Source organism: Streptomyces yokosukanensis, assembly GCF_001514035.1.
Taxonomy (GTDB): Bacteria; Actinomycetota; Actinomycetes; order Streptomycetales; family Streptomycetaceae; genus Streptomyces; species Streptomyces yokosukanensis.
In genome coordinates this window covers 258,451-277,819 of the sequence record NZ_KQ948211.1, presented here as the reverse complement: position 1 = coordinate 277,819, position 19,369 = coordinate 258,451, and the positions used below count along the sequence as shown (strand labels likewise).

Sequence of the window (19,369 nt, the reverse complement as noted above, 5' to 3'; positions counted from 1 at the left end):
CCTTCCAATCAGGTTGGGGTCGGGCAGAAGGGCGGGATCACTTGAGCTGGGACTCGGTGTAGTAGCCGCCCTTGACCAGGACGTCCTCGTAGTTGGTCTTGTCCACGCTCACCGGCTGGAGCAGATAGGCCGGGACGACCCTGGCGCCGTTGGTGTAGGTCTTGACGTCGTTGACCTGTGGCTTCTTGCCGTGCAGGACGTCGTCGACCATGGTCACCGCGACGGAGGTCTCCTTGCGGCTGTCCTTGAAGACGGTCTGGGTCTGCTGGCCCGCGATGATCGACTTGACCGAGGCCAGTTCGGCGTCCTGGCCGGTGATGACGGGCAGCGGGTTGCTGCCCGATCCGTAGCCGTCGGACTTCAGCGCGGAGATGACGCCGATGGAGATGCCGTCGTAGGGCGAGAGCACCGCGTCGACCCGGCCGCTCTTGTAGGACGAGGTGAGGATGTCCTCCATGCGCTTCTGCGCGGTGGTGCCGTCCCAGCGCAGCGTGGTGACCTGGTTCAGTCTGGTCTGCCCGGACTTCACGACCAGCTGCTTCTTGTCGATGTACGGCTGGAGCACCTTCATCGCGCCGTCGAAGAAGTACTGGGTGTTGTTGTCGTCGTTGGACCCGGCGAACAGCTCGATGTCGAACGGGCCCTTCCTGCCGGTGTCCAGGCCGAGCTTGTGGACGATGTAGGTGCCCTGGAGGGTGCCGACCTTCTCGTTGTCGAACGAGGCGTAGTAGTCGACGTTCTTGGTGCCGAGGATGAGCCGGTCGTAGGCGATGACCGGGATGTTCGCCTGGGCGGCCTCCTGGAGCACGTTGTTCAGGGACTTGTTGTCGATGGCCGCGATGATCAGGCCCTTGACGCCCTGCGTGATCATGTTCTCGATCTGCGAGACCTGGGTGCTCGGGTCGTCCTCGCCGTAGACCAGCCTGGTCTTGTAGCCCTTGGCCTTGAGGTTCTCGACCATGTCGTTGCCGTCGTTGATCCAGCGCTCGGAGGATTTCGTCGGCATGGCGATACCGATGGTGGCGCCCTTGACGTCACCCGTCTTCTCCTTGCTGCCGCCCGAGCCGCTCTGGCCGCAGGCGGTCAGGGTGAGGGCGAGCGAGGCGGTGGCGGATATCGCGGCGAGGGCGGCTCTGCGGTTGGGCATGGTGAACTGTCCTTGATCGTCTCGGCGTCGGGAGGTCGGTGCGAGGGTTCAGGCGTTGCAGGGGAAGCGGTGGAGCGGTCCGGGCAGCCGCGAGCCGAGCGGCGCCATGTCGCCGTCCGCGCCGTGCCGGGCGAGCAGGTCCAGGGCGAGCCGGCCGCGCCGCACCCGCTCCCGGGCGGTGTCCAGGGTCAGATCCCGCAGGTGGGCGCCCCACGGGTAGATGCCGGGCGCCTTGGACAGACCGAACTTCAGATAGAGCGGGGCGCCGCGCCGGATCAGCTCGGCGACCTCGTACATCCGCACGTAGCCGCCGAGGTCGTCGGGGGCCTCGATGTACATGTCCATCGGGGCGGCGGACACCCGGCGGATCTCGGTGAGGTGATCCAGCGTCAGATCGCTGGGCACGTTGACGGAGTCGGCGCCGAGCCGCTCGTAGACGGCGTACGAGGCGGGGTTGACGGGACCGACGAGCGCCGAGACCTTCAGCGTGGTGCCGGCGGGGATGACGCCGCTCTCCCGGGCCCGGTGCAGCGTCCACAGCACGCCCTCGTCGGCGACCAGCAGACACGTGACGCCCAACTCCGTCGCCCGTACGGCGTCCTCGACGCAGCCGGCGACGGCGTCGTGGCCCCGTGCGCGCAGTCCGGCCCCCCGTGAGTCGGAGCGCACCGAGCCGCCGATGTCCCAGGTGCCGCGCGGGCCGGTGAACAGGCAGAGTTCGATGTCCCGTGCGCCGGTCGCCCCGACCATCTCGGTGATCTCGGCGTCGGTCAGCATCCACACGCCGCTGCCCTGGCTGATGCGGTGGATCGGCACATCGAGGCGCGAGGCCTCCTTCAGGACGACGGCCAGCGCTTCGGGACCCTCGCAGGAGGGGATCTCGGTGCGCCAGCGGCCGCCGCCCGGGAAGCTGTGCCCGGAGGCGTCGGCGGGGTCGAGGGCGGGCGCGGCCAGGCCGAGCGCGGCGAGCGCCTGCTCGCCGGGCCTGCGGGCCGCCGGAGCGGAAGCGTCGGTCACAAGCTGTCCTTAGTGTTCGATATTTCGGACATGGTTCGGGACTCTGGGTACGGAAAACCGTTGGAGCTACGCCGGTCGGGGCGCCGTCAGGTGACGCCCCGACCGGCGTACGGCCAGGGCCCGCGACCCCGGCAAGGTCCGGAAGAGAGGCCCTACGGGCGCAGCAGCACCTTGCCCACCCCGGGGTCGCCCGCGCCGACGAGATCGATGGCCCGGGAGAACTCGGTCAGCGGCAGCTCGTGCGTGACCAGCGCCGACGGATCCAGCAGCCCGGCGCCGAACACCCGCACGGTGTGCGCCCAGGCGGCCGGTGGCGCCCCGAAGACGGTCTGCACCTCCAGCTGCCGTACGACGAGATCGGTCGGGTCGAGCCCCTTGGCACCCGGCGCCGGGATCCCGGTCAGGACCAGCCGTCCGCCGCGCCGGAGCAGGGCCGCGGCGGTACGCGCGGCACCGGCCGAGCCGGCCGTCTCGACCACGACGTCGAAGTCGTCCGGCAGCGCCTGCTCGCGCAACCGGAAGTCGGTGGCCCCGAACCGCCGCGACAGCGCTTCCCGGTCGTATCCGGTCCCCACGACGAGCAGCTCGGCCGGTGAGACGGCCTTCAGGAACTGCACGGCGAACATCCCGAGCGTGCCTGTGCCGACCACCGCGACCCGCTCGCCCGGCCGGGCGCCGGCCTTCAGCGCCGCCGCGGCGACACAGGCGGCCGGTTCCAGCAGGGCGGCGGCGGTGAGATCGGCGTCGTCCGGCAGGACGTGCAGCAGCCGGGCCGGCAGGGTGAGCGTGCCGGCCATGGCACCCGGCAGGGTGAACCCGGTCTCCTCGTACCCGGCCGTGCACAACGTGCTCTCGCCCGCGTGGCAGCGGTCGCACACCTGGCAGTTGCGGAAGCCCTCCCCGACCACCTTGCGGCCGACCAGGCCCGTGGGCACCGAGGCGCCCACGGCGCGCACCGTCCCCGACCACTCGTGGCCCGGCGTCAGCGGATAACGGACGTACCCCTCGGGCCGGTTGCCCTGGTACACCTCGCGGTCGCTGCCGCAGATGCCGACCGCGTGCACGGCCACCAGCGCCTCGCCCGGGCCGGGCTCGCGGGGTGTGTGCGCGACGAGCCGGTGCCGGCCCGGAGCCTCGACGAGGACGGCGCCGCTCACCTGGTCTCCTTCGGCCTGCGCTGCTCCCAGCCCTCGGCCCACAGATCGAACCGGGCCTGCGCCTGCGGGAATTCGGCGGCGGCGTCGGTGTCCAGCTCGATGCCGAGGCCGGGCGCGTGGGACAGATGGAAGCACCCGTCCTCCGGATCGACCTGCGGCGCGCCCTTCACCACCTGCTTGATCTCCGCGTCCGCGAAGTCGTTGAAGTGTTCGAGGATCTTGAAGTTCGGTGTGGTGAAGCCGACTTGGAGGGAGGCCGCGGTGAGCACGGACCCGCCGACGTTGTGCGGGGCGAGCAGCATGTAGTGCGTCTCGGCGGTGGCGGCGAGCTTGCGGGTCTCCCAGATGCCGCCGATGTGACCGACGTCGGGTTGGAGGATGTCCGCGGCCTGGCTGTCGAACAGCTCGCGGAACTCGATCCGGTCGTGGATCCGCTCACCGGTGGCGACCGGTATGTCCACCTTGGCCGCGACCTTCTGAAGCGCCTTCAGGTTCTCCGGCGGCACCGGCTCCTCCAGCCAGGCCGGACGGAAGGGCGCCATCTCCTTGGCCAGCCGGACGGCGGTGGCGGGGGAGAAGCGGCCGTGCATCTCCAGCATCAGCTCGGTCTCCGGGCCGATCGCGTCCCGTACGGCCTCGATGAGCGAGACGGCGTACAGGGTGTCCTGGTGGTCCAGTTCGAAGTGGCCGGTGCCGAAGGGGTCGATCTTCAGTGCGCGGTAGCCGCGCTCGACGACACCCTGGGCGGCCTTGTGGTAGGCCTCCGGCGTCCGCTCGGTCGTGTACCAGCCGTTGGCGTAGGCCTTGACCTTGTCCGTCACCTTGCCGCCGAGCAGCTGCCAGACCGGCACGCCCAGCGCCTTGCCCTTGATGTCCCAGCAGGCCATCTCGACGACCGCGATGCCGGACATGACGATCTCACCGGCGCGGCCGTAGTCGCCGTACTTCATCCGGCGTACGAGATCCTCGACCGCGAAGGGGTCCGTGCCGACGATGTGAGGGGACTCGGCCTCCCGCAGATAGCCGATCAGCGCGTCTGTTCGGCCGAGCATCCGGGTCTCGCCGACTCCCGTGATGCCCTCGTCGGTGTGCACCTGGACGTAGGTCAGGTTGCGCCACGGCGTGCCGACCACGTGTGTGCTGATTCCGGTGATGCGCACGGCAGTTGCCCTTCAGCTGTTCGAAATTTCGTCACACGTTCGAAATGCTGGCGTGACAGTAAGGACGGGGCGGTCGGGGTGTCAATGGGTCGAACGGATAACGGTTCCGGCAGACTCTTTCGTGGATTCTTCCGCTGCTCTACGAAACCTTCACAAGGGTGCCTAGGAACCTGACCCACGGGGAATCTAGTCTTCCGGCGTCATGGACTACTGCCACCCGTGCCGACGGCACCTCAACGGCGCCCTGGCCTGCCCCGGGTGCGGAACGCCGGCGCGCTCCACCGCGCAAGCGCCCGTCGCGCACGCCTACGCGGGCACGGGTGAGACTCCGGGCCACGGCGCCCCGCAGGAACACGCCCCGCAGGAGCACGCGCCTCAGGCGTACGAGCCCCGGTCGTACGAGCCTCAGGGGTACCGCATCCCCCACCAGTTCGCCCCGGCGGAGCCCGCGGAAGAGGAACCGGACCCGCACGAGGAGCCGGAAGCGGCGGCCGAGTCCGCGGCCGACTCCGAGCCGGGCGGCCGGGCGGCCCGGCGCAGGGCGCGCGGCGCCGCCACCGTGAGCCCCGCCGACGCCGACGCCAGCCGCCGCGACCGCAAGGCCGCCGCACACCGGCGCAGGCGCCGCCGTACCGTGCTGATCACCGCGGGCTTCGTGCTGGCCGCGAGCGGCCTCAGCCTCGCCGAACTCGGCACGGACGCCCCCTTCGCGCCCTTCTCCAGCGGACAGCCGGACTCGTCGCGGGACACCGCGGCCGACGGCGGCACGTCCTCCGCGTCCCCCGGTACCACGGCCGACCCGGCCTCCGACACCTCCGGTACGGCCTCGGGCGCCTCCGGCGGCGCCTCCCCGGACGCCTCGGCCTCCGCGTCCGCCACCGCGTCCTCGACGGCCAAGGACTCCGCGTCGCCCGGCGCGAAGGACACCGGCACGGCGCGGCAGACCGCCACGACGGGCTCCGGCACCACCCCCAAGGCCCCGGCGCCCCCGGCCACGTCCCGCCCGGCCGCCACCCCGTCCGGCGCCCCGACGACGGCCGCTCCGTCCCCGACGCCGTCGCCCACCAGGACCTGCACCCGGTTCCTGTGGTGGTGCACCTGAGCCCTGCCGCGCGCCCGCGCACCACCTCGCGCCATCCGCCATACGGGGCAGGGGTGACACCCCGAGGCGCTCGCCGCGGTTGAGTCGAACAGGTGCATCGCCCCGTACCGGTCTCGGGAACGTCCGAAGCGGGAACGGGCGTTGTACCGAGGGGGAGCAGCGAGAGCGGCTCAGTTGAGGAGAGCGGATGACGCAGCAGATCACCGTCCACGGCACGGTCGCCGAGGGCTTCGAGGCGGTGCGCGAGGAGTTCGCCGCCTTCGTCGAGCTCGAACGCGCCGACTACGAGGGCCAGTTGTGCGCGTACGTGCGCGGCCGGCGGGTCGTCGACCTGTGGGCGGGCACGGAGGCGGACTCGCTGTACGGCGTGTTCTCGTCCACCAAGGGAGCCGCGCACCTCGTGGTCGCGCTCCTGGTGCAGGACGGCACGCTGGAGCTGGACCGCAAAGTGACGTACTACTGGCCCGAGTTCGCTGCCGAGGGCAAGGGCGCGGTGACCCTCCGGGAGCTGCTGGCGCACCGGGCGGGCCTGGTCGGGATCGACGCCGGGTTCTCCGCCGAGGAGATCGCCGACGACCGGGCCATGGCCGAGCGGCTCGCCGACCAGAAGCCGTTCTGGCGGCCGGGGACGGCCTTCGGCTACCACGCGCTGGTGATCGGCGCGCTCGCCGGAGAGGTGGTCCGCCGGGCCACGGGGCACACCTTGCAGGAGGTCTACGAGGAGCGGGTGCGCGCGCCGTACGGGACGGACTTCTTTCTCGGGCTGCCCGAGTCCGAGGAGCCCCGCTTCCGGCCGGTGCAGCCGATGCTGCCGACCCCCGAGCAGCAGGCCCTGGCGGCTGCCGCGCCGACCGGCCCGCACACGCTGACCTCGATCGCCTTCAACACCCACGTCCCGGAGCCGGGCACGCTGGCGGACTACGCCAACTCCCGCCTCGTACGGGCGAAGGGCCCGGCGTCGGCGGGCGGTGTCGCCTCCGCGCGGGGGCTCGCGCAGATGTACGCCACGGCGATCAGCGAAGTGGACGGCCGCCCGCCCCTGCTGAAGCCGGACACGGTGGCCGAGGTGGGCCAGATCCACTCCGTCGGCTACGACCTGGTGGCCCGCGCCCACAAGGCGTACGGCCTGGGCTTCCAGGCCACGGCGGACATGTGGCACCCCGCCCTGGGCGCCGGCACCTTCGGCCACAGCGGCGCCGGCGGCACCCAGGCCTTCGCCGACCCCCGCAGCGGCCTGGCCTACGGCTACACGCGCCGGCGGATGGTGTTTCCGGGGGGAGCGGCACCGGAGAACGACGGGCTGGTGAGAGTGGTCCACAAGGCGGCGCTGGCGAGCTGAGCCGGCCCAGGGGCGCGGGGCTGTGTCTGACATGCGGCTCCCGCCGCGTGGGCGCGACCGGCCCACGGCGACCGGCACCCGGCGGCCGACCGCACCCGGCACCCGCCCCCCCCGGCCGAAGAAGAGACCGCACCCCACGTCCAAGGGTGCGGCCTCCACTGTCTGAAACGACGCTCGTCAGGCCAGCGTCACGGTGATGTTGCCGCGCGTCGCCTTCGAGTAGGGGCACACCTGGTGCGCCTTCTCGATCAGCTCCCGGGCCGCCTCGGCGGAAACGCCGGGAATGCTCGCCGAGATCTCCACGATGATCCCGAACCCGTCGTCGTTCTTGCCGATGCCGACCTTCGCGGTGACGGTGGAGCCGGAGACGTCGGCCCCCTCCTGCCGGGCGACGACCCCCAGCGCCCCCTGGAAGCAGGCGGAGTACCCCGCGGCGAACAGCTGCTCCGGGTTGGTCCCGGACCCGCTGCCGCCCATCTCCTTCGGCGGGTTGACGACGACGTCGAGTCGGCCGTCATCCGTGGCGACCCGGCCGTCGCGGCCGTTCTCGGCGGTGGCGACGGCGGTGTACAGGACGTCGGACTGCGTGATGGGCATGCGGTTGTCTTCCTCCTCGGTCCGCCGCGACTCGCGCCCACGATCGACGGCAGATTTCGGAAAGAAGTTACCGCATGCCGGAAACGCTGGGGAAGGCCTGTCGGGGCCTCAGAGCTTGACGATCATCTTCCCGATGTTGTCGCCCCGCAGGACCCCGAGGAACGCCTCCAGGGTGTTCTCGATGCCCTCGACGACCGTCTCGCGGTACTTCAGCTCGCCCGAGGCGACCCACGGCCCGACCTTCTGGACGAACTCCGGCTGCAGGTCGTAGTGGTCGCCGACCAGGAAGCCCTCGATGCGGCCCCGGGTCTGGATCAGCCGGGCGAGGTTGCGCGGGCCGGGCGCGGGCTCGGTGTTGTTGTAGACCGAGATCATGCCGCAGACGGCGATGCGGCCGCCCTGGTTGAGCGAGCCGATGGCCGCCTCCAGGTGGTCCCCGCCCACGTTGTCGAAGTAGACGTCGATGCCGTCGGGCGCGGCCTCGCGCAGCTGCTCGGAGACCGGGCCGTTCTTGTAGTTGAACGCGGCGTCGAAGCCGTACTCCTCGACCAGCAGCTTGACCTTCTCGTCGGAGCCGGCCGAGCCGATCACCCGGGAGGCGCCCAGGAGCTTGGCGAGCTGGCCGACCTCGCTGCCCACGGCACCCGCCGCGCCGGAGACGAAGACGACGTCGCCCTCCTTGAAGGCGGCGGTGCGCAGCAGGCCGGCGTAGGCGGTCAGGCCGGTCATGCCGAGGACGCCGAGGAACGCCGACAGCGGTACGTCCCGCGCCTCGACCTTCACGGCCGGCACGGACGTCGGGCCCACCTTGACGGCGTGCTTCGCGTCCAGGGCCGCGTACTCGCGCCAGCCGAAGAAGTGCAGGACGTGGTCGCCGACCTCGATGCCCTCGGCGTTGGAGGCGATCACCTCACCGACCGCGCCGCCCTGCATGACCTTGCCCAGCTCGAAGGGGGCGGCGTACGACTTCGCGGCTGACATCCTGCCGCGCATGTACGGATCGACGGAGAGGTACTTGTTCCGTACCAGCACCTGGCCTTCGCCGGGGGTCGGGACCGGGGCCTCGACGAGGGTGAAGTCCTCGGCCTTGGGCCAGCCGACGGGACGGCTGAGCAGGTGCCACTCGCGGTTGATCATGACAGCGCCTTTCCTGATACTTCAGAACCTGAAACAACCATGCGCTTCAATATTTCATGATGTCAAGTAAGCGGGTATCCTGGCGGGTATGGCCACAGCACCGAAGACCCATCGCCCCGACGCCCTCACGATGGAGGTCGTCGAACTCATCGGGGATGTCGTGGCCCGCTTCTACGCGGACTACGAGGAAGCGGCGGGCGAGCACGCGCTGACCGGCCCCCAGGCCCGGCTCCTCAGTCTGCTCTCGGTGGAGCCGCTGCCGATGCGGAAGCTGGCGCAGAAGCTGAAGTGCGAGCCGTCCAACGTCACGGGCATAGTCGACCGCCTGGAGTCCCGGGGGCTGGTCGAGCGCCGCCCCGACCCGGCGGACCGCCGGGTGAAGGTGGCCGCCGCCACCGACGAGGGCCTGAACGTCGCCCGTGACCTGCGCGAAGGCCTCCATTTCGCCCGCGAACCGCTCGCCGGCCTCTCGGCCGCGGAGCGCCGCTCGCTGCGCGATCTGCTCCGCCGCATGCTGGCCGGCTGAGCATCGGTAAAGTTCCGGTCATGCGCGATCTTGGGGTGGGGTTCCGACATCTGCTGGAGGGCCAGCGCTGGATGGCCCGGCACGGCCGCCAGTACGGCTTCGGGCTGCTGCCCGGCCTGATCACCCTGGTCCTCTACGCGGCGGCGCTGATCGCGCTCGCGCTGTGGGGCGAGGACGCGGTCACCTGGGCGACCCCGTTCGCGGACCACTGGTCCAGCCCCTGGCAGGGCCTGTTCCGCGGGTTTTTGACCGCGGTCCTGTTCGCCCTCGGCTTGCTGTTGGCCGTGCTGACCTTCACGGCCCTCACCCTGCTGGTCGGCCAGCCCTTCTACGAGAACCTCTCGGAGCAGGTCGACGCCGACGTCTCGCCCGACGGCACCGCCCCGCGCTCGCAACTGCCGCTCTGGCGCGAGCTGTGGATCTCGGCCCGCGACAGCCTGCGCGTGCTGGTGCGGGCTGCGCTGTGGGGGGTGCTGCTCTTCGCCCTCGGCTTCCTCCCCCTCGTCGGTCAGACCGTCGTGCCCGTGATCGGCTTCTTCGTCACCGGCTTCTTCCTCACCGAGGAACTCGCCGCCGTCGCCCTCCAGCGCCGGGGCGTCGAACTGCGCGCCCGGCTCGCCCTGCTGCGCTCCCGCAAGACCCTGGTCTGGGGCTTCGGCGCACCCCTCGGCCTGGCCTTCCTCGTCCCCTTCGTCGCGGTGTTCCTGATGCCGGGCGCCGTCGCGGGCGCGACGCTGCTCACCCGGGAGCTGCTCGGGGAGGAGCGCGCGGACGACCGCGAGTCCGACGTCGCCCGCACCGCATCGCAGTCCCGCACCGCACCGCAGTAGCGAGCGAGCCGCCCGGCGCCGCGGCGGGCGGGTCAGCCGGGGATCCGTTCCGCCGCCTCCCGCAGCGCCGCCACGAAGGCCCGCGCCGCCGTCGCCACCGGCGTCGCCGAACTGCCGGTCACCGCGGCGGTGTCGGAGAGCTTCCGGCGGGCGGCCGAGGACCTCTCCCCGGCCCGCGCCGACATCGCCCGCGCCGCCGCCCGGATCCGAACCGCCTGAGGGCCCCGACCGTCTGAGGGCCCCGACCGTCTGAGGGCCCTGACCGTCCGACGACCCGCGACCGCCTGAAGACCCCGTCCCGGAAGGCTCCGATGAACGTCACCCTCGACAACCCCGCCGACGCCCCCCAGCCCGCCAACGCCCACTACTCACAGGTCGCCCGTGTCGAACACGCCGACGGCAGCGCCCTGTTGTTCCTCTCCGGCCAGATCGCCGAGGGCGCCACGCTGGCCGAGCAGACCCGTGGTGTCTTCGAGACCATCGAGGCGCTGCTCGCGTCCCACGGGGCCACGCTCGCGGACGTCATCAACATCCGCACCTGCCTCACCGACATCGGCGAGCTGGACGCGTACGCCGCCGGTTCCTGGCGGGCGCCGCGCCGACGAGCATGACCTTCGAGGTGCCGCGGCTCTTCCGCCCACAGGCGCAGGTGGAGGTCGAGGTCGTGGCGGCGGTCCCGGCCACGCGCCGGCGGCCGGCCCTCAGTCCGCCGGCTCGCCCAGCAGCCGCAGGAAGTCCCGGAACGCCTCCGGCATGTCCACGGACCCCGGATCCAGCAGCCACTGGTACTGCAACCCGTCCATCACCGCGACCAGCAGCGGAGCGGTGCGCTCGGGGGTGAGGCCGTTCGGCAGGCGGTCGCCGTACTCGGCGCGCAGCACCGCCGCCATGGACGCGCGGACCTCGGCGTACCGCTCGGTGAAATATCCCCGCGCGGGATGATCCTCCGTCACGCTCTCCCCGAGCAGCGCCGAGAAGGTCTGGATGATCGCCGGGCGCATCGCGTTGTACTCCACCAGCGACGCCAGCAGCTCCATCCGCCACCGCGGGTCCGGCACCGCGTCCCACCGGTCCCGCTCCTGGAGGACGGCCACCAGCAGCGCGTCCTTGGTGGGGAAGTAGTGCAACAGCCCCTGCTGGGTCAGCCCGACCCGCTCGGCCACGGCGGCGAGGCTCGCCCCCCGGTAGCCGCGCTCGGCGATCACCTGGAGCGCGGCCCCGACGATCTCCGCACGCCGCTCCTCGCTCCTGACCCTCGCGTTCATGACGTCACCGTACGTCATCCGTTCGACCGAAATATAACGTCAGAATAACGAAACCTACCGCTCTACAGGTAGTCGATGCACGATGGAGGCACCTGCACGGACTGCAACGAGGAGGCACCGCGATGGCGGGATCCCAGCCCACCCCGGCCGACACGGCCCGCGAGACGGCCGTCGAGGCCGCCCTCGGCAAGCTCGGCCTCGACGCCAAGGCACGGCTGCTGGCCGGCCAGGACATGTGGACCCTGCCCGCCCTGCCCGAGATCGGCCTGGAGCCGCTGGTCATGTCCGACGGTCCGATCGGCGTCCGGGGCGTGCGCTGGACCGCGGACGACCCCTCCGTCGCCCTGCCCTCACCGACCGCGCTCGCCGCCACCTGGGACCCCGAACTCGCCCGCCGGGCAGGCGTGCTGCTCGCCCAGGAGGCCCGGCGCAAGGGCGTCCATGTGCTGCTCGCGCCCACGGTCAATCTGCACCGCTCCCCGCTCGGCGGCCGGCACTTCGAGTGCTACAGCGAGGACCCGTACCTGACCGGCGCGATCGGCACCGGCTATGTGACCGGCGTCCAGTCCGGCGGGGTCGGCACCACCGTCAAGCACTTCGTCGCCAACGACGCCGAGACCGACCGCTTCACCGTGGACAACCTGGTCTGCGAACGCGCCCTGCGCGAGCTGTACCTGGCCCCCTTCGAGACCATCGTCGAAAACGCCCACCCCTGGGGCATCATGACCGCCTACAACCAGGTCAACGGCACGACGATGACCGAGCACCACTACCTGGTCGACACGGTCCTGCGCGGCGAATGGGGCTTCGACGGCGTCAACGTCTCCGACTGGATGGCCGCCCGGGACACGGTCGGCGCCATCAACGGCGGTCTGGACGTGGCCATGCCCGGACCGCGGACCGTCTACGGCGAGGCCCTCGCCCGAGCCGTCCGGGACGGCGAGGTCGAGGAGAGCGCCGTCGACGCGGCCGTACGCCGCGTGCTGCGGCTCGCCGCCCGCGTCGGGATCCTCGACGGTGCCGAGCCCGTCGTGGCCGAACCACCCGCGCCCGTCGACGGCGAGGCCCTCGCCCGCGAGATCGCCCGCCGCTCCTTCGTCCTCGTCCGCAACGAGAACGCCGCCCTGCCCCTGAAGCCGAACGGCACCGTGGCCCTGATCGGCGCCGCCGCCCGCGACGCCCGCGTCCTCGGCGGCGGCTCGGCCACGGTCTTCCCGGCCCGGATCGTCGCTCCGCTGGACGGACTCACCGCCGCACTTGCCGAGGGCACCCTCAGCCACACCGTCGGCGCCGACCCGTCCACCGAACTCGCCGTCGCCGACCAGGGCTTCACCCTGCGGGCCGTCTGCCGCGACGCCGACGGCGACGTCATCGGCACCCGGTCGGCCCCGAACGGCCTGATCCAGTGGATGGGTTCGGACCTCCCCGCGGGCGTCACCCACGACCGGCTGCACTCCGTGGAGCTGACCGGCACCTTCATCCCGCGCGAGTCCGGCCCGCACACCTTCGGCATCAAGGGCATGGGCGCCTTCACGCTCAGCGTCGACGGCACCACGCACTTCGACGACGTCCAGCGCCCCGACAAGGAGGACCCCTTCGAGGCCCTGTTCGGCGCCCCCGTCCCCCGCGCCCAGGCCGACCTCGTCGCGGGCGAGCCGGTCGCCGTCTCCCTCACCTACGTCGTCCAGTTCCCCGACGACGTGCCCATGAGGGTCATCACCTTCGCGCTCTCCCACTCCGCGCCGCAGCGCGACCCCGACGAGCTGATCGCCGAGGCCGTCGAGGCGGCTCGCGGCGCCGACACGGCCGTCGTCATGGTCGCCACCACCGACCGCGTCGAGTCCGAGGGCTTCGACCGCACGGACCTCAGGCTCCCCGGCCGCCAGGACGACCTGGTCCGCGCGGTCGCCGCGGCCAACCCGAACACGGTCGTGGTCGTCAACTCCGGCTCGCCGGTGGAACTGCCCTGGCGCGAGGACGTGGCCGCCGTCCTGCTCAGCTGGTTCCCCGGCCAGGAGGGCGGCGCCGCCCTCGCCGACGTCCTCACCGGCACCCACGAGCCCGGCGGCCGGCTCCCCACCACCTGGGGCTCCCTCGCCGACGCCCCGGTCACCCGGGTCACCCCCACCGACGGCCGACTGCCGTACGACGAGGGCGTGTTCATCGGGTACCGCGCCTGGGACAGGGCCGGCCGCACCCCGGCGTACCCCTTCGGCCACGGCCTCGGCTACACCGACTGGAGCTACGAGTCCCTGGAGGCCGACGGCACCACCGCGCGGATCCGCCTGCGCAACACCGGTGCACGGCCGGGCCGCGAGGTCGTCCAGGTCTACGTCCGCCCGGCCGAGCCCGACCCCGGGCGCCCGGCCCGGCTGCTGGCCGGCTTCGCCTCGGCCGAGGCCGGTCCCGGCGAAGCAGTCGAGGTGACCGTCGCCCTGCCCCGCCGCGCCTTCGAGATCTGGGACGAGAAGGCGAAGGCGTGGGTGTTTGTGAAGGGTTCGTACGAGATCGCCGCCGGACGCTCGATCGCGGACCGCAGGCTCACCGCGCCGATTAACGTCTGATCCGGGACAAGTCCCCCACGAGCAGCCCCGGTCCGGGACCTGACCCCTGGACCGGGGCTCGCCACCTGCGGATACGTATAGACTCCCGGCCCGCGAGACCGGAAGTCAGCGGGTACGGGGGAGAGACATCGTGTATCCAGGCCAGCCACAACAGCCGGGTCCGTACGGGCAGCAGCCGCCCGCGGGACCGTACGGGCAGCAGCCGCAGTACCAGCAGCAGCAGCCCTATCCGCAGCAGCAGCCGTACGCGCCGCAGCAGCCGTACGCGCCGCAGGGCTATCCCCAGCAGCCCCATCCGCAGCAGCAGCCGTACCCGCCGCAGGGCTATCCCCAGCAGCCCTATCCGCCGCAGCAGCCGTACCCGCCGCAGCAGTCGGCCCAGCCGCCCGCTCAGCACGTCGGCGAGGGACGGATGCGGCTGGATCCGAACCTCACCCCGGCCCAGCGCGACCTGGCGCTGAAGATCCAGGCCAAGTCCAAGCCCATGGCCTACGGCATGGTCCTCGGCATCCCGCTCACCTTCGGCGGCGTCCACTACGGCATCACGCGCCAGCCCCTCGGATTCGTCGCGGCGCTCGCCGGACTGGGCCTGCTGGCCTTCGGCGTCTTCTCGCTGCTGCAGATGAGGGCTCTCAAGCAGCAGCTGCGGCTCATCACGGCGGACGCCTGGCGCTCCCCGGCCGCGCATCTGCCCGGCGCCCGCAAGGCCGCCACGCAGGCCGCCTACCTCAACGGCCTGCTCGTCCTGCTGTCCCTCGCCGCGACCGGCTACCTGCTCTACAAGGGAGCCGGCTGGGGCGCCTACGGCAACTCCCTCGGCTTCGGCGCGCTGATGCTGGGCGCCGCGCTGCCCTTCGGGATGGCGCTGGCCGCCGCCACCACCGTCCCGCAGTTGCTCCAGGTGATTCCGGCGGGCGCGAAGGTGGGGCGGAGCCTGTACTCGATCATCTTCGTGCTGGCCACGACGGTGACGGGGGAGGGCATCAAGGGCGGCTCGCCGGGCCCGGTCGTGGGCGGTGGCGCGACCTTGCTGATCTGCGGCGGGGCCATGTCCCTGCTCGGGAAGGCGGCCAAGCGGATGCGGGGGGAGCAGGGATAGGCCGTCGGCGCTCAGCGTGCCGAGAACACGTACACCGTCTGCGACCTGAAGGTCTCGCCCGGCCGCAGCACCGTGCTCGGGAAGTCCGGGTGGTTCGGGGAGTCGGGGAAGTGCTGGGTCTCCAGGGCGATGCCGTCGCCCGGGGCGAACGGGCTCGCGAGGTGGTCGGCGGTGTAGAGCTGGACGCCCGGTTCGGTCGTGGCCACGGTCAGGGTCCGCCCGGAGGCCGGGTCGTGCAGCTCGGCGGCCTCCTGCGGGTCGGTGGTCACGCCCTTGTCCAGGACGAAGTTGTGGTCGTAGCCCGAGCCGACCGTGCGGGACGCGCGGAAGTCGAACCGGGAGCCGGCCACGTCCGCCAGGACCCCCGTCGGAATCAGGTCGGCGTCGACGGGGGTGAAACGGGAGGCGGCGAGCCGCAGTTCGTGCCCGCCCGCATGGCCCGAGCCGGCCAGGTTGAAGTAGCTGTGGTTGGTGAGGTTGATCACGGTCGGCGCGTCCGTGACCGCCTCGTACGCGATCCGCAGCGCACCGCAGGCGTCCAGCGTGTACGTGGCCGACACCTCCAGCCGGCCCGGAAAGCCCTCCTCACCGTGCGGACCGACCCGGCTCAGCCGCACCCCGCCCTCGACCGGCTCCGCCGCCCAGACCCGCTTGTCGAAACCGCGGGCGCCGCCGTGCAGGGAGTTCGGGCCGCTGTTCGGCTCCAGGGCGTAGACCACGCCGTCCAGCGGGAAGCGGGCGTGCGCGATCCGGTTGGCGTACCGGCCGACGAGGGCGCCGAAGTACGGCCCCGGGTGCGCGAGATAGCCGTCCAGGCCGGCGAACCCCAGCACCACCTCCGCCGTCCGGCCCTCCCGGTCCGGCACCCGGACCGAGCGCACGATCGCGCCGTACGTCAGGACCTCCACCCGCGTCCCCGCGCGCTCCAGCGTCCAGAGGTGGACCTCGGTGCCGTCGGAAAGCGTGCCGAAGAGTTCGTTCATATGGAAAACCCTAGGCGATCAATGCCCTAAGCAACCGGACCGGCGGCGGTGATCGTCCGGTACGCGATCGCCGCGAGCCGGGCCTGGCCGTCCTTGCCGGGATGGAACCAGTCCCAGTGGCTGAGCTGGTCCGTGTCGAAGCGGTAGTCGTAGACCGCGCCCCCGTCGAAACGGCAGCGGCGGTCCTTGGCGCAGACCTCCTTCAGCACCTTGTTGTACTCCACCACCCGCTGCTGCACCCGGTCCCGGCGCACCACGGCAGCCCCGCTCAGATCGTCCGCGTCGGACAGCATCGACGGGCAGATGCCGAGCTTCCACACCTGCTTGCCCAGCGGATTGGTCCGCCCCTGCGACCACAGCCGCTTCAGGTTCGGCACGCTCGCCACGTACACCTGCGTCTTCGGGTGGGCCGAACGCAGCGTGCGCAGTGCCTCCTCGAAGTCCGCGCGGAAGGCGGTCACCGAGGTCATCGCCGCCGCCGACGACCGGCAGGCGTCGTTCGCGCCCGCCATCACCGTGACCAACTCGGGGTCGCGCCCCGCCGCCTGGGACATCTGCTCCGGCAGGTCCGCCATGCGGGCCCCGGTCTCCGCGTAGTTCCAGCTGCGCTCCGCCGCGCCCTCGACGCCGAGCAGCCGCACCGCCAGGCTGTCGACCTTCGCGTCGCTGCCCGTCGCCCACGACACCTCGGGGCAGTCCGAGAGCACCGTGCACGCGTCGAAGCCGCGCGTGATGGAGTCACCGACCGCGGCGATCGAGCTCGGGCTGCGGTTCCACAGCGGCGCGGGCTTGGCGGCGTGCGCCCTGGTGCTCTCGGGCGCGGGCGAACTCCCGCCCATGACGTCGCATCCGGCGACGCCCAGCACGGCGACCGCCATGACGGCGAGAGCGGCGCGCCCACGGCTGCTTCGCTTCCGCATCCCCTGCTGATCCCCTCGGTCGTCGAATCCGGTGTCTTCGGTGCTTCCTCCCATAACAACGTGCGAGGGTTCCCGACCGGGTGCCTTGGAACGGAGCACCCCCGTACAAGCGTCCCCCTGGGTGAATGGCGGAGGTTTCCTGGCACCGGGACCGACGGTACGTCACACTCCTTGCACCGCCGCAGGGTAGCCTCGCCATCAACGCGGCCGTCGCGCCACAGCCGCCAGCCAGTCCGCAAGATGTCCCGCTCTGTCCGGAGGTTCGGGTGACGACACGTGGAGTTCTGTACGTGCACTCCGCGCCGCGCGCGCTGTGCCCGCATGTCGAGTGGGCCGTCGCCGGGGTGCTCGGCACGCGTGTCAGTCTCGACTGGATCCGGCAGCCCGCGGCCCCCGGCACCTGGCGCTCGGAGTTCTCCTGGCAGGGCGAGGCCGGTACGGCCTCCAAGCTGGCCTCCGCGCTGCGCGGTTGGCACCTGCTGCGTTTCGAGGTGACCGCCGAGCCCTGTCCGACCGCCGAGGGCGAGCGCTACAGCTGCACTCCCGACCTCGGCATCTTCCACGCCGTCACCGGCATCCACGGCGACATCCTCATCCCCGAGGACCGGCTGCGCGCGGCGCTGACCCGCGCCCAGCGCGGCGAGACGGAGCTGGAGGCGGAGATCGCCAAGCTCCTCGGCAAGCCGTGGGACGACGAACTGGAGCCGTTCAGGTACGCGGGCGAAGGCGCCCCGGTGCGCTGGCTGCACCAGGTGGTGTGAGTCCGCGCCGTCCCGCTTCGCGCACGGACGAGGGCCCCCGCCGTTCGGCAGGGGCCCTCGTCCGTGTTCTCGTACGGTGTTCTCAGACGGTCCGGAACGCCAGCACCACGTTGTGCCCACCGAATCCGAACGAGTCGTTCAGCGCGGCGATACGGCCCTCGACGGGCAGCTTCCGTGCCTCGCCCCGGACGACGTCGGCGTTGGCCTCCGCCTCGGGGTCGATGTTCTCGACGTTGATGGTCGGCGGCGCCACCCGGTGGTACAGCGCGAGCACGACCGCGACCGACTCCACGCCGCCCGCACCACCGAGCAGGTGACCGGTCATCGACTTGGTCGCGGAGACCGCCATGTGGTCCGCGTCGTCGCCGAACACCTTCCGCAGCGCCTTCAGCTCGGCGATGTCACCGGCCGGCGTCGAGGTGGCGTGCGCGTTGACGTGCACGATCTCGGCCGGGTCCAGGTCGGTGTTGTCCAGCAGGTTCTGCAGCGCGTGCGAGATGCCGCGGCCCTCCGGCTCCGGCTGCACGATGTCGTGGCTGTCGGCGGAGACGCCCTGCCCGACGGCCTCCGCGTACACGCGCGCCCCGCGCTTCGCGGCGTGCTCGGCGGACTCCAGGACGACGACGCCGGCACCCTCGCCGAGGACGAAGCCGTCACGGGCGACGTCGTAGGGGCGCGAGGCACCCTGCGGGTTCTCGTTGTTCTTGGACATCGCCATCATGTTGCCGAACGCGGCGATCGGCAGCGGGTGGATGGCGGCTTCCGTACCGCCGGCGACGACGACGTCGGCGCGGCCGGTGCGGATCATCTCGATGGCGTAGCCGATGGCCTCGGCGCCCGAGGCGCACGCGGAGACCGGCGTGTGCACGCCCGCACGGGCGCCCACGAGCAGGCCCACGTTGGCCGAGGGGCCGTTCGGCATCAGCATGGGGACGGTGTGCGGGGAGACGCGGCGGACGCCCTTCTCCCGCAGCACGTCGTACTGGTCGAGCAGGGTCGTCACACCGCCGATGCCGGAGGCGATGACGGCGCCCAGCCGGTCCGGGTCGACGCTGGAGTCCTCACCGGCCTTGTCGGTGAAGCCCGCGTCCTTCCAGGCCTCCTGAGCGGCGATCAGAGCGAACTGCGCGGAACGGTCCAGCTTGCGGGCCTGCGGCCGCGGGATGACCTCGGTGGGCTCCACGGCGATCGGAGCCGCGATACGGACGGCCTGCTCGGCCGCCCACTCCTGCTCCAGGGGCTTGACACCGGACGTGCCGGCGATCAGGGCCTCCCAGGTCGAGGCTGCGTCGCCACCCAGCGGTGTGGTTGCGCCGATACCGGTGACGACCACGGTGCGATTGGTCGGGCTCACGGGAATTCTTTCTCCAACGGATACGGGATTCAGCGGCGCCACCGCCGGGTGGCGGGGCCTTGCAGCCTGGGCCTAGAGGGTGGCTCAGGCCTGGTGCTTGAGGATGTAGTCGGTGGCGTCGCCGACGGTCTTGAGGTTCTTGACGTCCTCGTCGGGGATCTTCACGTCGAAGCGCTCCTCGGCGGCGACGACGACCTCGACCATGGACAGCGAGTCGACGTCCAGGTCGTCGGTGAAGGACTTGTCCAACTGGACGTCCTCAACCGGGATGCCGGCGATCTCGTTAACGATCTCGGCGAGACCCTTGACGATCTCTTCCTGAGTGGCGGCCATGTTGGCGCTCCTTCTTCGATGTCTCGATGTTTCAGACGGTTTGTGGCACATTGCTGCCGCGCTGGATCACACGATCCG

The 19,369-nt window shown here is 71.6% G+C and carries 20 protein-coding genes; 8 read left to right on the top strand and 12 right to left on the bottom strand.

All coding sequences use genetic code 11. The features are described from left to right. Window positions 1-37: 37 nt before the first annotated feature. The 4 genes from chvE to AQI95_RS16785 all read right to left on the bottom strand — a co-directional run bounded on the left by chvE (window position 38) and on the right by AQI95_RS16785 (window position 4,481). Window positions 38-1,147, bottom strand: coding sequence for a multiple monosaccharide ABC transporter substrate-binding protein (gene chvE / locus AQI95_RS16800; RefSeq protein WP_067123678.1), 1,110 nt, complete (start codon window positions 1,145-1,147; stop codon window positions 38-40). A 48-nt stretch (window positions 1,148-1,195) separates the two neighbouring features. Beyond that, window positions 1,196-2,164, bottom strand: coding sequence for a hypothetical protein (locus AQI95_RS16795; protein WP_067123676.1), 969 nt, complete (start codon window positions 2,162-2,164; stop codon window positions 1,196-1,198). 152 nt (window positions 2,165-2,316) lie between these two features. Then, window positions 2,317-3,321, bottom strand: a complete 1,005-nt coding sequence (locus tag AQI95_RS16790) for a zinc-dependent alcohol dehydrogenase (RefSeq protein ID WP_067123674.1) — start codon at window positions 3,319-3,321, stop codon at window positions 2,317-2,319. After that, window positions 3,318-4,481, bottom strand: coding sequence for a mandelate racemase/muconate lactonizing enzyme family protein (locus AQI95_RS16785; protein WP_067123672.1), 1,164 nt, complete (start codon window positions 4,479-4,481; stop codon window positions 3,318-3,320). The genes AQI95_RS16790 and AQI95_RS16785 overlap by 4 nt, the downstream gene beginning before the upstream one ends. Before the next feature lie 202 nt (window positions 4,482-4,683). Here AQI95_RS16785 and AQI95_RS16780 point away from each other — a divergent pair, with 202 nt between their 5' ends. Both AQI95_RS16780 and AQI95_RS16775 read left to right on the top strand, forming a co-directional pair. Continuing rightward, window positions 4,684-5,583, top strand: a complete 900-nt coding sequence (locus tag AQI95_RS16780) for an SCO2400 family protein (RefSeq protein ID WP_067123670.1) — start codon at window positions 4,684-4,686, stop codon at window positions 5,581-5,583. A 187-nt stretch (window positions 5,584-5,770) separates the two neighbouring features. Beyond that, window positions 5,771-6,922, top strand: coding sequence for a serine hydrolase domain-containing protein (locus AQI95_RS16775; protein WP_067123668.1), 1,152 nt, complete (start codon window positions 5,771-5,773; stop codon window positions 6,920-6,922). Between the two features lie 177 nt (window positions 6,923-7,099). On the opposite strand, the gene AQI95_RS16770 is transcribed toward AQI95_RS16775, so the two are convergent. Further along, a complete protein-coding gene (locus AQI95_RS16770; protein ID WP_067123666.1) occupies window positions 7,100-7,519 on the bottom strand; it encodes an organic hydroperoxide resistance protein in 420 nt (139 codons plus the stop codon). Window positions 7,520-7,627: 108 nt separating this feature from the next. Beyond that, complete coding sequence (locus AQI95_RS16765) at window positions 7,628-8,656, bottom strand: NADP-dependent oxidoreductase (RefSeq protein ID WP_067123664.1); 1,029 nt, start codon at window positions 8,654-8,656, stop codon at window positions 7,628-7,630. Between the two features lie 88 nt (window positions 8,657-8,744). On the opposite strand from AQI95_RS16765, the gene AQI95_RS16760 reads away from it, so the two are divergent. Both AQI95_RS16760 and AQI95_RS16755 read left to right on the top strand, forming a co-directional pair. Further along, window positions 8,745-9,182: a MarR family winged helix-turn-helix transcriptional regulator gene (locus AQI95_RS16760; RefSeq protein ID WP_067123662.1), complete on the top strand. Its 438-nt coding sequence runs from the start codon at window positions 8,745-8,747 to the stop codon at window positions 9,180-9,182. 20 nt (window positions 9,183-9,202) lie between these two features. Further along, complete coding sequence (locus AQI95_RS16755; protein ID WP_067123660.1) at window positions 9,203-10,012, top strand: EI24 domain-containing protein; 810 nt, start codon at window positions 9,203-9,205, stop codon at window positions 10,010-10,012. Window positions 10,013-10,044: 32 nt separating this feature from the next. On the opposite strand, the gene AQI95_RS47355 is transcribed toward AQI95_RS16755, so the two are convergent. Continuing rightward, window positions 10,045-10,197 carry a hypothetical protein gene (locus AQI95_RS47355; RefSeq protein WP_159056533.1) on the bottom strand — a complete coding sequence of 51 codons (153 nt, stop codon included), beginning with the start codon at window positions 10,195-10,197 and terminating at the stop codon, window positions 10,045-10,047. Between the two features lie 126 nt (window positions 10,198-10,323). Between AQI95_RS47355 and AQI95_RS16750 the strand changes: the two genes are divergently transcribed. Beyond that, window positions 10,324-10,623, top strand: a complete 300-nt coding sequence (locus tag AQI95_RS16750; RefSeq protein ID WP_425264880.1) for a RidA family protein — start codon at window positions 10,324-10,326, stop codon at window positions 10,621-10,623. A gap of 90 nt (window positions 10,624-10,713) precedes the next feature. Here the strand turns inward: AQI95_RS16750 and AQI95_RS16745 are convergent, their stop codons facing one another. Further along, window positions 10,714-11,295: a TetR/AcrR family transcriptional regulator gene (locus AQI95_RS16745; RefSeq protein ID WP_067123658.1), complete on the bottom strand. Its 582-nt coding sequence runs from the start codon at window positions 11,293-11,295 to the stop codon at window positions 10,714-10,716. A gap of 104 nt (window positions 11,296-11,399) precedes the next feature. Between AQI95_RS16745 and AQI95_RS16740 the strand changes: the two genes are divergently transcribed. Beyond that, the gene (locus AQI95_RS16740; protein ID WP_067123655.1) at window positions 11,400-13,841 is read left to right on the top strand and encodes a glycoside hydrolase family 3 protein; all 2,442 of its coding nucleotides are present in this window, start codon (window positions 11,400-11,402) and stop codon (window positions 13,839-13,841) included. Between the two features lie 130 nt (window positions 13,842-13,971). After that, window positions 13,972-14,940: a hypothetical protein gene (locus tag AQI95_RS48330; protein ID WP_067123653.1), complete on the top strand. Its 969-nt coding sequence runs from the start codon at window positions 13,972-13,974 to the stop codon at window positions 14,938-14,940. Window positions 14,941-14,951: 11 nt separating this feature from the next. Here AQI95_RS48330 and AQI95_RS16730 read toward each other — a convergent pair whose 3' ends face one another. Then, a complete protein-coding gene (locus tag AQI95_RS16730) occupies window positions 14,952-15,923 on the bottom strand; it encodes an aldose epimerase family protein (RefSeq protein ID WP_067123651.1) in 972 nt (323 codons plus the stop codon). A gap of 26 nt (window positions 15,924-15,949) precedes the next feature. After that, window positions 15,950-16,843, bottom strand: coding sequence for an SGNH/GDSL hydrolase family protein (locus AQI95_RS16725; protein WP_067124085.1), 894 nt, complete (start codon window positions 16,841-16,843; stop codon window positions 15,950-15,952). Window positions 16,844-17,109: 266 nt separating this feature from the next. On the opposite strand from AQI95_RS16725, the gene AQI95_RS16720 reads away from it, so the two are divergent. Further along, window positions 17,110-17,604, top strand: a complete 495-nt coding sequence (locus AQI95_RS16720) for a DUF3145 domain-containing protein (RefSeq protein WP_067123649.1) — start codon at window positions 17,110-17,112, stop codon at window positions 17,602-17,604. Between the two features lie 82 nt (window positions 17,605-17,686). Here the strand turns inward: AQI95_RS16720 and AQI95_RS16715 are convergent, their stop codons facing one another. Both AQI95_RS16715 and AQI95_RS16710 read right to left on the bottom strand, forming a co-directional pair. After that, window positions 17,687-18,958: a beta-ketoacyl-[acyl-carrier-protein] synthase family protein gene (locus AQI95_RS16715; RefSeq protein WP_067123647.1), complete on the bottom strand. Its 1,272-nt coding sequence runs from the start codon at window positions 18,956-18,958 to the stop codon at window positions 17,687-17,689. 84 nt (window positions 18,959-19,042) lie between these two features. Continuing rightward, window positions 19,043-19,291 (bottom strand): acyl carrier protein, encoded by a 249-nt coding sequence (locus tag AQI95_RS16710; protein WP_067123645.1) that lies wholly within the window; start codon window positions 19,289-19,291, stop codon window positions 19,043-19,045. Window positions 19,292-19,369 lie beyond the last annotated feature (78 nt).

Bases quoted from the DNA above. Each gene is read 5' to 3' on its own strand.
- AQI95_RS16740 (WP_067123655.1), top strand. From the start codon at position 11,400: ATGGCGGGATCCCAGCCCACCCCGGCCGACACGGCCCGCGAGACGGCC.
- AQI95_RS16770 (WP_067123666.1), bottom strand. From the start codon at position 7,519: ATGCCCATCACGCAGTCCGACGTCCTGTACACCGCCGTCGCCACCGCC.
- AQI95_RS47355 (WP_159056533.1), bottom strand. From the start codon at position 10,197: ATGTCGGCGCGGGCCGGGGAGAGGTCCTCGGCCGCCCGCCGGAAGCTC.
- AQI95_RS16765 (WP_067123664.1), bottom strand. From the start codon at position 8,656: ATGATCAACCGCGAGTGGCACCTGCTCAGCCGTCCCGTCGGCTGGCCC.
- AQI95_RS16730 (WP_067123651.1), bottom strand. From the start codon at position 15,923: ATGAACGAACTCTTCGGCACGCTTTCCGACGGCACCGAGGTCCACCTC.
- AQI95_RS16755 (WP_067123660.1), top strand. From the start codon at position 9,203: ATGCGCGATCTTGGGGTGGGGTTCCGACATCTGCTGGAGGGCCAGCGC.
- AQI95_RS16775 (WP_067123668.1), top strand. From the start codon at position 5,771: ATGACGCAGCAGATCACCGTCCACGGCACGGTCGCCGAGGGCTTCGAG.
- AQI95_RS16725 (WP_067124085.1), bottom strand. From the start codon at position 16,843: ATGCGGAAGCGAAGCAGCCGTGGGCGCGCCGCTCTCGCCGTCATGGCG.
- chvE (WP_067123678.1), bottom strand. From the start codon at position 1,147: ATGCCCAACCGCAGAGCCGCCCTCGCCGCGATATCCGCCACCGCCTCG.
- AQI95_RS16760 (WP_067123662.1), top strand. From the start codon at position 8,745: ATGGCCACAGCACCGAAGACCCATCGCCCCGACGCCCTCACGATGGAG.
- AQI95_RS16710 (WP_067123645.1), bottom strand. From the start codon at position 19,291: ATGGCCGCCACTCAGGAAGAGATCGTCAAGGGTCTCGCCGAGATCGTT.
- AQI95_RS16750 (WP_425264880.1), top strand. From the start codon at position 10,324: ATGAACGTCACCCTCGACAACCCCGCCGACGCCCCCCAGCCCGCCAAC.
- AQI95_RS16745 (WP_067123658.1), bottom strand. From the start codon at position 11,295: ATGACGTACGGTGACGTCATGAACGCGAGGGTCAGGAGCGAGGAGCGG.
- AQI95_RS16780 (WP_067123670.1), top strand. From the start codon at position 4,684: ATGGACTACTGCCACCCGTGCCGACGGCACCTCAACGGCGCCCTGGCC.